At 75.4% G+C, this 11,233-nt stretch carries 10 protein-coding genes; 7 read left to right on the top strand and 3 right to left on the bottom strand.

Translation table 11 applies throughout. The features are described from left to right. Positions 1-242: 242 nt before the first annotated feature. Entirely contained in the window at positions 243-815 is a 573-nt protein-coding gene (locus ACFRAR_RS36630) for a GNAT family N-acetyltransferase (protein WP_380704391.1), read from the top strand. A gap of 45 nt (positions 816-860) precedes the next feature. On the opposite strand, the gene ACFRAR_RS36625 is transcribed toward ACFRAR_RS36630, so the two are convergent. Beyond that, positions 861-1,340 (bottom strand): macro domain-containing protein, encoded by a 480-nt coding sequence (locus ACFRAR_RS36625; protein ID WP_380704389.1) that lies wholly within the window; start codon positions 1,338-1,340, stop codon positions 861-863. A 9-nt stretch (positions 1,341-1,349) separates the two neighbouring features. Next, complete coding sequence (locus ACFRAR_RS36620) at positions 1,350-2,672, bottom strand: MFS transporter (protein ID WP_380704387.1); 1,323 nt, start codon at positions 2,670-2,672, stop codon at positions 1,350-1,352. A gap of 114 nt (positions 2,673-2,786) precedes the next feature. Here ACFRAR_RS36620 and ACFRAR_RS36615 point away from each other — a divergent pair, with 114 nt between their 5' ends. Further along, complete coding sequence (locus ACFRAR_RS36615; protein ID WP_380704385.1) at positions 2,787-3,764, top strand: LysR family transcriptional regulator; 978 nt, start codon at positions 2,787-2,789, stop codon at positions 3,762-3,764. A gap of 68 nt (positions 3,765-3,832) precedes the next feature. Here the strand turns inward: ACFRAR_RS36615 and ACFRAR_RS36610 are convergent, their stop codons facing one another. Beyond that, complete coding sequence (locus ACFRAR_RS36610) at positions 3,833-4,447, bottom strand: YceI family protein (protein ID WP_380704383.1); 615 nt, start codon at positions 4,445-4,447, stop codon at positions 3,833-3,835. Positions 4,448-4,632: 185 nt separating this feature from the next. Between ACFRAR_RS36610 and ACFRAR_RS36605 the strand changes: the two genes are divergently transcribed. From ACFRAR_RS36605 to ACFRAR_RS36585, 5 genes are all read left to right on the top strand, one after another. Then, positions 4,633-8,025 carry an SNF2-related protein gene (locus ACFRAR_RS36605; RefSeq protein WP_380704381.1) on the top strand — a complete coding sequence of 1,131 codons (3,393 nt, stop codon included), beginning with the start codon at positions 4,633-4,635 and terminating at the stop codon, positions 8,023-8,025. Beyond that, positions 8,022-8,216 (top strand): hypothetical protein, encoded by a 195-nt coding sequence (locus ACFRAR_RS36600; protein WP_380704379.1) that lies wholly within the window; start codon positions 8,022-8,024, stop codon positions 8,214-8,216. The genes ACFRAR_RS36605 and ACFRAR_RS36600 overlap by 4 nt, the downstream gene beginning before the upstream one ends. 28 nt (positions 8,217-8,244) lie before the next feature. Further along, a complete protein-coding gene (locus tag ACFRAR_RS36595) occupies positions 8,245-9,138 on the top strand; it encodes an RNA polymerase sigma-70 factor (RefSeq protein ID WP_380704377.1) in 894 nt (297 codons plus the stop codon). A 34-nt stretch (positions 9,139-9,172) separates the two neighbouring features. Next, on the top strand, positions 9,173-10,273 hold the full coding sequence (locus ACFRAR_RS36590) for a MerR family transcriptional regulator (RefSeq protein WP_380704375.1): 1,101 nt from the start codon (positions 9,173-9,175) through the stop codon (positions 10,271-10,273). Positions 10,274-10,339: 66 nt separating this feature from the next. Further along, a complete protein-coding gene (locus ACFRAR_RS36585; RefSeq protein WP_380704373.1) occupies positions 10,340-11,143 on the top strand; it encodes an alpha/beta fold hydrolase in 804 nt (267 codons plus the stop codon). Positions 11,144-11,233: the final 90 nt, after the last annotated feature.

Genomic DNA, 11,233 nt, shown 5'->3' with positions numbered 1-11,233 from the left:
GCCGAAGCCTCGGCCGTGCCGTTCCCGCCGTCCGTTCGGTTCGTCGCTGCCAGGTCGTCCACGGGCACGAGCCTAGCCGGAGACGACGTTCCATCCGGTGTCGGTGTTCGTGTTACCGGCTGCCCCCTCCGCACCCGGTGCCATGAAAACCCCCATCGGTTCGAACGCGTTCAAAAGCTGGACGGAACTGTACGCGCTTCGGTTGAACATGTTCAACTCCATCTCTGTGGGAGGCTGGTCACATGATCAGTTCAGGGCAGACCGTCATTCGACGCGGTGGCGTGCAGGACGCCGGGTCAATCGCCGAACTGCACGCCCACAGCTGGCGCACCACCTATCGGGGGATCGTCCCGGAGGAGGCGTTGGGCGACGGGATGGTCGCCCAGCGCCGTGAGCTGTGGAGTCTGCGCCTGGTCGTCGACTACGGGGAGCCGGAGAACACGCCGGAGCTCCTGGTAGCCGAACGGGCCGGCGAGGTGGTCGGGTTCATCTACCTCGTCCCGCAGCCGGACGGCGGGGTGCTGATCGACAACCTGCACGTGCGCCCCGGCCTGAACGGTGGCGGCATCGGTCGCGAGCTGCTGGCGGCGGCCCGCGCCCATGTCGCCGAGCGGCACCCCGGGGCCGGACTCTCCCTGGAGGTGCTGCGGGACAACACCCGCGCGATCGCCTTCTACGAGCGCGAGGGCGCCGAGCGGGTCCGGGCGCAGGAGGGGGAGTTCCCCGGTGGATTCCTGCTGCCCGAGTACGTGTACGCCTGGCCGGCCGGGCGGGTTGCGGTCGGATCCGACCGGCCGGAGTCGACGGATCGGTAGGAGGCCGGTGGAAGGAAGGCCCGAAAGCGGTCCGGGCCGGTCGGGTCAGTCGAAGTCGTAGACGGTCACCGGGACGCCCCGGGCCGTCAGCCGGGCGGTGATCAGCGGCTCGATCTTCTCCCAGCGCCCGCCCGCCAGGCCGCAGCCGATCCGCGGCATGTGGACGGAGGCGCCGAGCCGGAGCGCGTGCTCACCGATGGCCGCCAGCCCGGTGTCGATCGCCTCGTACCGCACCGGCACTCCGGTGGAGCGCCCGGTGCGGATGCCGCGCTGGCCGACCAGGTTGGCCACCCAGGTGCGCGGATCGACCGGCACCAACTGGACGGCGCCGAGGCCGAAGTCGTTCTCCGCCCGCTCCCGGTGCCAGCGCCGGTACGCCGCCTCGGGCTCGGGCCAGCGTCTGGAGAGCGCGAGCACGAAGCCCTTGCCCCAGCCGCCGAGGTCGTTGCAGACGTGCGCGATCACCTTCACGCCCTTGCCCTGGGGCGTGGTGGCATCGCCTCGGACGTAAGTGATTTCCCCCATGCCTCGACGTTAGAGGGTGGGACTGACAATCGGCTCGGCATTTTCGACCGGCCCGGCCAGAGGCCCCGCCACGGGCCCGTTCACCAGCCCGTTCGCCGCCCCGCGCCCGGTCGAGTGCGGCGGCCCCGCCAGGTGCCGCCGCCCCGCCAGCGCGATCACCAGCGCCAGTCCGGCGGCCACGGCGGGCAGCGCGTAGCCCGTCCCCGGCGCGGCCCGCTCGGCGACCGTCCCGGCGAGCGCGGCCCCGGCCGAGATGCCGACCACGATGCCCGACACCGCCATCGCCATCCCCTCGTTGAACTGCCGCCGTGGCAGTAGCTCCTGGACCAGCGTCATCCCGGTCACCATGGTCGGCGCCGTGGCGGTGCCCGCCGTGAACAGCACCACCCCGAGCACCCCGAGCCCGGCCCCGCCGAGCCCGGCGGCGAGCGGCAGCAGCAGCACCGCGGCCATCGCCGCGGCACAGAGCAGGAAGCGGGTGCCGGGTGCCCGGTGCGGCGTCAGCAGGCCGAACAGCAGCCCGGCCACGCAGGAGCCGCCCGCGACCAGGGCCAGCAGCAGACCGGCCGTGGCCTTGTGGCCGAGCGCGTCGGCGTACGCCACGGTGGTGATCTCGGTCGCGCCGAAGACCATGCCGGTGGCCAGGAAGGTCAGCACCAGCACCCGCAGTCCGGGCGCCCGCAGTGGCGAGCCGTGCCGCCGCTCGGCGGATTCCCGGACGGGCAGGGGCGGTTCGGTGCGCCGCTGGGCGGCGAACAGCAGGGCGCCGGCGGTGCCGAGGGCGCCGGTGGCGAGCAGTCCGGCCTCCGGGGCGAGCGTCGTGCAGAGCAGCATGGCGAGCACCGGCCCGGCCATGAAGCAGAGTTCGTCCAGCGCCTGCTCGAAGGAGTTGGCCAGGTGCCGGGCGGCCGGGTCGTCCCGGTGCAGGTGCGCCCAGCGGGAGCGGGCCATGCCGCCGAGGTTGGGCATGGCCGAGCAGGCCGCGGAGCAGAGGAAGAGCGTCCAGCCGGGTGCGCCGAGGTGGACGCAGAGCAGCAGGGCGGCCATCGGGACGGCGCTGTACAGCGCGGCCGGTACCGTCACCCGCGCCTGCCCGTACCGGTCCACCAGTCGTCCGATGAGCGGCATCCCGATCGCGCCGGTGACCAGCCCGACCGCCGAGACCGCCCCGGCCAGCCCGTACGAGCCGCGCCGCTCGGAGAGCAGCACCACCAGCGAGACGCCGTACATCGACAGCGCCAGCCGGCCGAGCAGTCCGGCCAGGGTGAAGGCGACTGCGCCGGGGGCCGCGAACAGCCGACGGTAGGAGGTGAGGAGGGCGCGCGGGGGCATCGGGCTCCTGTGAGCAGGGCGGAAGGGGGTGCCCTCAGCCTGCTACCGCCATGAGCGGGCCGTCCAACACCTGGTTCGCCGCACTCACAACGCGCTGTTGTTAATCTGCCGTCCATGCCCCGCGACCTGCACCCCCGCCTGCTCCGCGGCTTCGTCGCGACCGCCGAGACCCTGCACTTCGGCCGGGCCGCCGAGCGGCTGCACATCGCCCAGCAGGCGCTCAGCCGGGACGTCCGGGCGCTGGAGGGGCTGCTCGGTGACGTGCTGTTCACCCGCACCACCCGCAGCGTCGAACTCACCCCGGCCGGGCAGCGGTTGCTGCCCCGGGCGCGCCGGTTCCTGGCGCTGCACGACGAGATCCTCGCCGAGGCCGCGACCGGCGCCGGGGCCGCCCGGCCGCTGCTGGTCGATCTCAACAGCGACGTCACCGGCCCGGACTTCACCCCCGGCCGGGTGCTCGAACGGGCCCGCGCCGGCTGGCCGGAGGGCGAGCTGCTGGCCCGCTTCCACGGCGGACTGGCCGCGGCCGCCGCCGAACTGCTGGCCCACCGGCTGGACGCCTCGTTCGGCCGCTTCGCCGGGCTCCCCGCTCCGCTGCGCGGCCAACTCGGCCAGCTGCCAGTCCGGTTGGTGCCGATCGCGGTGATGATGGCGGACACCCACCCGCTCGCCGACCGCCTCGCCATACGGCTGGCGGAGCTGGCCGGCCACCCCGTCGACGTCTGCGCGGGCAACCCGGCCACCACCGAGTGGGCCGACCTGGGCACCCGGCTGCTGCGCGAGCACGGCCTGACGGCGGCCGCCCCGCACGTGCCACCGGTGGGTGTGGACGAGGCCGCCCGCTACCTGGCCCGGCACGGCGATCCGATGATGACCACGGTCGGCGGGCCGCGGATCCCGGGGACGGTGACCGTGCCGCTGGTGGAGCCGGTGCCGCTGAGCCTGGTCAGCCTGGTGCACCGGCCCGGCGAGCGTCACCCCGGGATGCGGGCGCTGGCCGGGGCGGTGGGTGCGCTCGGTGCGGCCGAGGGCTGGCTGCGCCGCCCGCCGGGCAGCTGGCTGCCCGCGGCGGACGCGGCGCTGCTGTCGTAGGGGTCGCGACAGCAGCCGGAACCGCCCCTGCCCCGGGGGGTGGGCAGGGGCGGTCGTCCGGGGTGGCCTCAGCCGGCCTTGACGGCGGAGATGTCGAAGCTGAGCTTGACCTTCTCGCCGATCAGCACGCCGCCGGTCTCCAGCGCCGCGTTGTAGGTCAGACCGAAGTCGGTGCGGTCGACGACGGCCTTGCCCTCGAAGCCGACCCGGTCGGCGCCGTACGCGTCGGTGGCGCTGCCGGTGTACTCCAGCTCCAGCACGATCGGGCGGGTGGTGCCCTTGATCGTGAGGTCGCCGGTCATCCGGTACGAGTCGCCGTGGACCAGCTCGGCGGAGGTGCTGCGGAAGTGGATCTCCGGGTGGGCGTCGATGGCGAAGAAGTCGCCGGTGCGCAGGTGCTCGTCACGCTGGGCCTGGTTGGTGTCGACGCTCGCGACCTTGATCACCAGCTCCGCCGAGGACTTGCCCGGGTGGCTCCCGTCCAGGTGCAGCTTGCCGTCGTACTCGGTGAAGCGGCCCTTGACGTTGGTGACCATCGCGTGGCGGACCGAGAATCCGATCTCGCTGTGGGTGCTGTCGATGGCCCAGTCGCCGGTCAGGTGGGCGAGGTCCGGCCCGGCCGGGGTCGGGGCGACGGTCGCGGCGGGGGCGGTGACGGTCTTGGTGCGGTTGAACAGGCCCATGGCTTCCTCCTTGGTTCGAAGCCGGTTGTTTAGGCTTCAACTTGTTGGCTCCAGCGTAGGGCAACTTCGTTCAATTTTCAACCATGGCGTTCCGGCTTCCCCCGGACGGCCCAGCGGACCGGCCCTGTCGGCCCTCCCGGCTAGGCTGCGAAGGACGGTTCCGCCCCCGCCCGGAAGGCCCCCCGATGTTCGCCCTGCACGCGCTCTGGCGGGCGGACGCGCGGCTGGCGCTCTGGGCCGAGGACGCCCGCGCCCACCCAGGCGCCGCCGAACCGCGCCCCGACCGGCCCGCCCCGCGCGCCCACCCCTACGCCTGCCCGGCCGGCGAGCTGGCCGCCGTGCTCGGCGGCATCGGCCCGGGCCTCGGCTGGCTCGCCGGACAGGCCCCCGAACGCTGGGCCACCCTGCTGCTGCCCACCGTCGGCACCCTCCCCGCACCCTCGCCCGACCTTCCGGTCACCCCGCCGCGCGGCGCCGCCGTCCTCACACCCTGGCGGGTGCCGGCACTGCTCTTCGACGCCCCGGCCGCCGCCCAGCTGCTCGGCGAGGTCTTCGACCCGCTCTGGGCCGTCACCAGCACCGACCTGCCCGGCGCCGGACGGGTCGAGGTGGTCCACGGCCCCTCGCTGCGCTGGCTCACCGCCGTGCACGACCTCGCCTGGCGCACGGTCGGCCGGGGCCGGGTGCTGCCGCTGCCGGTCCTGGCGGACGAGCGCCGGTGGGCCCGGTGGCGGCCCGACCCCACCCCGGCCGGGCGCCGCGAGGCCGCGGCCCTGGCGGCCGGCTGCCCGCCCGTCCTGCTGGGGGAGTGGCCGCACGGAGCGGGCGGTGGGGAGTGGTCGCACGGCCCCGGCAACGCCGAGCGGCCGCACGGCCCGGGCAGCGCGGAGTGGTCGCACGGCCTCGCCGACGCGGAGCGGCCGCACGGCCCCGGCGGCGCGGAGGCGCTGCTGGGCGCCGCACTGGGCGCACTGGTGGACGCCGAGGCCCGTGCGGCCCTGGCCGACACGCCCTTCCCGGCGCCGGGCGAGGCCGTCGCCGAGCGCTGGCTGCACGCCCTCACCACCCCCGACGGCCGCCTCGACGATGCCCCGCCGGAGGAGCTCGCCGACCTGCGCGACCGGCTCGGCGCCTGGTACGCCGCCGCCGAGCCCGTGGACCCGGCACTGCGCCTCTGCTTCCGCCTGGTCGAGCCGCTCGGCCCCGACCCGGACGACCCCGAAGGCCGCCCCTCCGACGACGCCTGGCAGCTGGAGTTCCTGCTCCAGGCCGTGGACGAACCCTCGCTGCTGGTCCGCGCCGCCGACCTGCACGAGGGCGGCGCGGCCCACGCCGCCCTCGCCCGCAAGGCCGCCGACCCGGTCGAGGTCCTGGTCGCCGAACTCGCCCGCGCCGCCCACCGCTGGCCCGCCCTGGACGCGCTGCGCCACCGCTCCCGCCCGTCCGCCCTGCCGCTCGACCGGGCCGGCGCCCTGGACTTCCTGCGCACCGCCGCGCCCGCCCTCGCCGAGGGCGGCTTCGGGGTGCTGCTGCCCGCCTGGTGGCGCCGCCGCCCCCGGCTCGGGCTCGCGCTGCGCGCCACCACCCCGCCCGCGCCGGGCTCGCTCGCCGTCACCAGCCAGGTGGACCGGGACGCCGTGGTCGCCTTCCGCTGGCAGGCCGCGCTGGACCCGGAGGGGGCACCGCTCACCGACCGGGAGCTGGCCGAACTCGCCGCCGCCAAACAGGGGTTGGTCCGAGTGCGCGGCACCTGGCTGGAGGCCGACCCGGCGCAGATCGCCGCCGCGCTCGCCTTCCTCGCCGACCGTCGCGACGGCGTGCTCGCCGCCTCCGAACTGCTGCGGCTCGCCCTCGATCCGGAGCCGACGGTCGCCGGGCTGCCCGTCACCTCGGTGCACGCGCGGGGCCCGCTCGGTGACCTGCTCGCCGGCCGGGCCGGCGCCGCCCCGGCGCCGGAGCTGCCGGAGGACTTCCGGGCTGTGCTGCGTCCGTACCAGGAGCGCGGGCTGGCCTGGCTGTGGACCATGGCCGGGCTCGGCCTCGGTGCCGTGCTGGCCGACGACATGGGCCTCGGCAAGACCGTCCAGACCCTCGCCCTGCTGGCCGCGGAGAAGGCCGCCGAACAGGCCGCCGAACAGGCCGCCGGGCGCCCCGCGGGGCGGCCCGCGGGGCAAGCCGTACAGGCCGCGGAGCAAACCGAACAGGGCGGGCCCGGCCCCACCCTGCTGGTCTGCCCGATGTCCCTGGTCGGCAACTGGCAGCGCGAGGCCGAACGCTTCGCCCCCGGCCTGCGCCGTCACGTCCACCACGGCGCCGGCCGCCTCGGCGCGGACCGGCTCGCCGAAGCCGTACGGGGCGTGGACCTCGTCATCACCACCTACGGCCTGGTCCAGCGCGACCACGCCGCGCTGCGGGCGATCCGCTGGCGCCGGGTGGTCGCCGACGAGGCCCAGCACATCAAGAACACCGGCACCGCACAGTCCCGGGCGGTCCGCTCGCTGCCCGTGACCCGCCACCGGATCGCGCTCACCGGCACCCCGGTGGAGAACCGGCTCTCCGAGCTGCACGCCGTCCTGGACTTCGCCAACCCCGGCCTGCTCGGCCCGGCCGAACGCTTCAAGGAGCGCTACGCGATCCCGGTCGAGCTGCACCGCAGCCCCGAGCGCACCGCCGAACTCCGGCGCCGCACCGCCCCGTTCGTGCTGCGCCGGGTCAAGTCCGACCCGGCCGTGGCGGCCGAACTGCCCGCCAAGCAGGAGATGACGGTGTGGTGCAACCTCACCGCCGAGCAGGCCGGCCTCTACCAGGCCGTGGTCGCCGACCTGCTGCGGCGGGTCGAGGGCATCCGGGGCGTGGAGCGGCGCGGCACGGTGCTGGCCGCGATCGGCAAGCTCAAGCAGGTCTGCAACCACCCGGCCCAACTCCTGCACGACGGCTCGGCGGTGGGCGGCCGATCGGGCAAGGTCGCCCGGCTGGCCGAGCTGCTGGAGGAGGCGCTGGCCGAGGGGGACCGGAGCCTGGTCTTCACCCAGTACGCCGAGTTCGGCGCGATGCTCCGCCCGTACCTGGAGCGCCGGCTCGGCGAGGAGGTGCTGTACCTGCACGGCGGCCTGACCCGGACGCGCCGTGAGGAGCTGGTCGAGCGCTTCCAATCCCCGGACGGGCCAAGGGTGTTCCTGCTCTCGCTACGGGCCGGCGGCACCGGCCTCAACCTGACCGCCGCCAACCAGGTGATCCACCTGGACCGCTGGTGGAACCCGGCGGTCGAGGAGCAGGCCACCGACCGGGCCTTCCGGATCGGCCAGCGCCGCGACGTCCAGGTCCGCCGGCTGGTCTGCGTCGGCACCGTCGAGGAGCGGATCGACGAACTCCTCGCCGCCAAACGCTCGTTGGCCGAGACGGTGGTGGGGGAGGGGGAGCACTGGCTCACCGACCTGCCGGTCGAGGCGCTGCGCGAACTGGTCGCCCTCACCCGGGAGGACGCCGTGGCCGAGGACGACGCCGTGGCCGAGGAAGCCGCCGTCGCCGAGGACGACGCCGCAGCCGAGGAAGCCGCCGTCACCGAGGAGGACGCATGACCGAACAGCCCCCACCCGTGGTGAACGTCGCCGCCTACTGGCGCGGCGACTTCACCCTGCGCCCCGCCCCGCCCCGGGAGGACGACCAGGACGAACCCTCGCTGCGCCGCCTCGGCCGCGCCGGCATCACCGCGTACGGCCGCGACCTCGCCGCCGTGCTCGACCCCGCGTACCGGGCCTTCCGCTCGTGATCCCCTACCGTGCGGTAGCGTCCCGGGCGTGACCGAAACGTCTGAGACCCGCCTCGCCGACTTCGAGCAGCACCGGCGGACGGTCTTCGGCATCGCCTACCGGATGCTCGGCAGCGTCGCCGACGCCGAGGACCTGGTCCAGGACACCTGGCTGCGCTGGAGCCGGGTCACCGGCCCGGTCGCCAGCCCCGGCGGCTTCCTCGCCCGTACGGTCACCAACCTCGCGCTCAACAAGCTGGACTCGGCCGCCGTCCGCCGCGAGTCCTACGTCGGCCCCTGGCTGCCCGAACCGCTGGTCACCGAGCCGGACGCGACCGACGGCGTCGAGCGGGCCGAGACCGTCTCGGTCGCCCTGCTGGTGGTGCTGGAGAGCCTGTCCCCGCTGGAGCGGGCGGTGTTCGTGCTCAAGGAGGCCTTCGGCTTCTCCTACCAGGAGATCGCCGAGGCCCTGGACCGCACCGAGGCCGCCTGCCGCCAGGTCGGGAGCCGGGCCCGGGCGCACGTGCGCGCCCGCCGGCCCCGCTACGACGCCCCGCCCGAGCTGCGCCGCCGGGCCACCGACGAGTTCCTGTCGGCCTGCGTCGGCGGCGACCTCAACCGGATGCTCGAACTGCTCGCCCCCGACGTCACCGGCTGGACCGACGGCGGCGGCGTGATCAGTGCCGCGCGGCGGCCGGTCACCGGCGCCGAGAACGTCGCCCGCTTCATCCTCGGGGTGCTCGGCCGGCTCGGCGAGGGCGCCGCCGCCCGGCCGGTCCTGGTCAACGGCGACCCGGGGGCGCTGATCACCGTGGACGGCGAGGTCGACTCCGTCTCGGTGTTCGAGTTCGCCGAGCAGCCCGACGGCACCGCGCGGATCTCGGAGATCCGGGTCGTCCGCAACCCGCGGAAGCTGGTCCACCTCGCCGACCGCTCCGCTTGACCCTCGACCGGGTCGAGCCCGCAGAGTCACCGCCATGGAGAGCGAGCTGTACAGCATCGGCGAGCTGGCCCGCGCCAGCGGCCTGGGCGTCGGCACCCTGCGCTACTACGACGGCGCCGGGGTGCTCACCCCCGCCTGGGTCGACCCGCGGACCGGCTACCGCTGGTACCGGCCCGGCCAGCTCGCGGACGCCCGGCTGCTGGCCCGGCTGCGCCGGGTCGGCCTGCCGCTGCCGGCCGTCCGCGCCGTCCTGGGCGCCGAACCCGGCGGCGGTGAGGTCCGGCGGGTGCTCGACGCGCACCTGCGTCGGCTGGAGGACGGCCTCGCCGACGCCCGCCGCGAACTCTCCCTGATCCACGCGATGATCGAGCAGAGGGAGCAGCCGATGACCACCACCCCCGCCGAACTGCGGCTCACCGTACGGGCCGAGGGCCTCGCCGCCGCCCTGGACGCGGTCCGCTTCGCGGTCGGCGACGACCCCGAGCCGCCCTCGCTCGCCGGGGTGCTCTTCGAGCCGGACGGCCCGGTGCTGCGCCTGGTCGCCACCGACCGCTACCGGATGGCCCTCGCCGAGGTGCCCGCCGTCGCCGCGGACCCGGCCGACCTGCCGGTCACCGGCACCATCGTCCCGACCGCGCTGGTGGACGCGCTGCGCGCGCTGCTCGGCGCGGGAGCCTCCGCGGTGGCGCTCACCCTGGGCGGCGGGCTGGTCCGCGCCGACCTCGGCGAGCACCGGATCGAGGGCGCCGCCCTGGACTTCGACTACCCCGACCACCGCGCCCTCACCAGGCTCGAACCGGAGCACCGGATCACCCTCGCCGCCGCCGAACTGCGCGCCGCCGTGGAGACCGGCGCCACCCGCACCCTGCCCTCCGGCCCGGACGGCGCCGACTGCGAGGTCACCGTCCTGACCCTGACCGGGGACGGCCGGCTGACCGTCGCCGACGACCCGGCCCCCGAGGGCTACCGGCTGGCCGTCAACCGGGACTTCCTGCTCGACGCCCTCGACGCGGGGCGGCCCGGACCGCCCGGGCAACTGCTCCTCGAACTCGGCGGCCCGATCGCCCCGCTGGCCGTCCGCACCCCCGGTCGCACGGGCACCTTCTCCGTCCTGATGCCGGTCCGGCTGCCCTGAGAGGGGCCTCGGGCCTGCCCGAAAACCGGTCGACAGGGCCGTCGGGGGCTCTGCGATCATCACCGGATGAGCCCGCGCACCGATCCCCCCGCCGTCGAGTTCCCCGTCCCCGCTCCCGGCGGCGGCCTGCTGTGGGCCGAGCGCAGTGGCTCCGGCAGCCCGGTGGTGCTGCTGCACGGCTCCGGCATGGACTCCCGGCTCTGGGACGCCGTCGCCCCGGCCCTCGCCCGGCACCACGACGTGATCCGCTACGACGCCCGGGGCCTCGGCCGGTCCGACGCCCCGGAGCGGACCTTCGACGACGTCGCGGACCTGACCGCCGTGCTGGACCACTTCGAGCTGGGCAGCGCCGCGCTGGTCGGCCTGAGCATGGGCGGGGAGACGGCGCTGGACTTCGCCCTGGCCCACCCGGACCGGGTCGCCGCGCTCGGCCTGGTCGGCGCCTCGGTCAGCGGCCACGACTGGCCGCCGTCCCCGGAGACCACCACCTACGCCGAGGCCCGGCGGCGCGGCGACGCGGCGGCGCTGGCCGAGCTGGAGCTCTCCGTCTGGGCCGCGATGGGCCGCGGCGCACCGGGCGGCGAGCTGATCGCGACGATGGTCGAGGAGAACGCCGCCCGCAGGATCGTCAGCGAGCACCACCTCGCGGGCGCCCCGGCCCGGGCGGCCGAGCCGCTGCTCGGCACGGTCACCGCGCCCACCCTCGTCGTCCACGGCGACCGCGACCATCCGGAGATCGCGGCGATCGCGCGGCGGCTCGCCGCCGACATCCCGGGCGCCCGCGGCCACCTCGTCCCGGACGCCGACCACTACCTCCCGCTGCGCACCCCCGAACGGCTCACCGACCTCCTTCTCACCCACCTGGCCTAGATGAATGAGTCCGATGTTCTCAGTGGTCATAGGCGATGAGTGAGCGCTTGATCGTGGCCCCGGTGTTCCAGTTGTGCCAGATCGCGGCGG

This window comes from Kitasatospora sp. NPDC056651 (assembly GCF_042792155.1).
GTDB lineage: Bacteria > Actinomycetota > Actinomycetes > Streptomycetales > Streptomycetaceae > Kitasatospora.
This window is presented reverse-complemented; position numbering and strand designations above follow the sequence as displayed.

Excerpts from the sequence above, each read along its gene's own strand:
- ACFRAR_RS36630 (WP_380704391.1), top strand. The coding sequence starts at position 243 with ATGATCAGTTCAGGGCAGACCGTCATTCGACGCGGTGGCGTGCAGGAC.
- ACFRAR_RS36625 (WP_380704389.1), bottom strand. The coding sequence starts at position 1,340 with ATGGGGGAAATCACTTACGTCCGAGGCGATGCCACCACGCCCCAGGGC.
- ACFRAR_RS36600 (WP_380704379.1), top strand. The coding sequence starts at position 8,022 with ATGACCGAACAGCCCCCACCCGTGGTGAACGTCGCCGCCTACTGGCGC.
- ACFRAR_RS36605 (WP_380704381.1), top strand. The coding sequence starts at position 4,633 with ATGTTCGCCCTGCACGCGCTCTGGCGGGCGGACGCGCGGCTGGCGCTC.
- ACFRAR_RS36585 (WP_380704373.1), top strand. The coding sequence starts at position 10,340 with ATGAGCCCGCGCACCGATCCCCCCGCCGTCGAGTTCCCCGTCCCCGCT.
- ACFRAR_RS36590 (WP_380704375.1), top strand. The coding sequence starts at position 9,173 with ATGGAGAGCGAGCTGTACAGCATCGGCGAGCTGGCCCGCGCCAGCGGC.
- ACFRAR_RS36615 (WP_380704385.1), top strand. The coding sequence starts at position 2,787 with ATGCCCCGCGACCTGCACCCCCGCCTGCTCCGCGGCTTCGTCGCGACC.
- ACFRAR_RS36610 (WP_380704383.1), bottom strand. The coding sequence starts at position 4,447 with ATGGGCCTGTTCAACCGCACCAAGACCGTCACCGCCCCCGCCGCGACC.
- ACFRAR_RS36620 (WP_380704387.1), bottom strand. The coding sequence starts at position 2,672 with ATGCCCCCGCGCGCCCTCCTCACCTCCTACCGTCGGCTGTTCGCGGCC.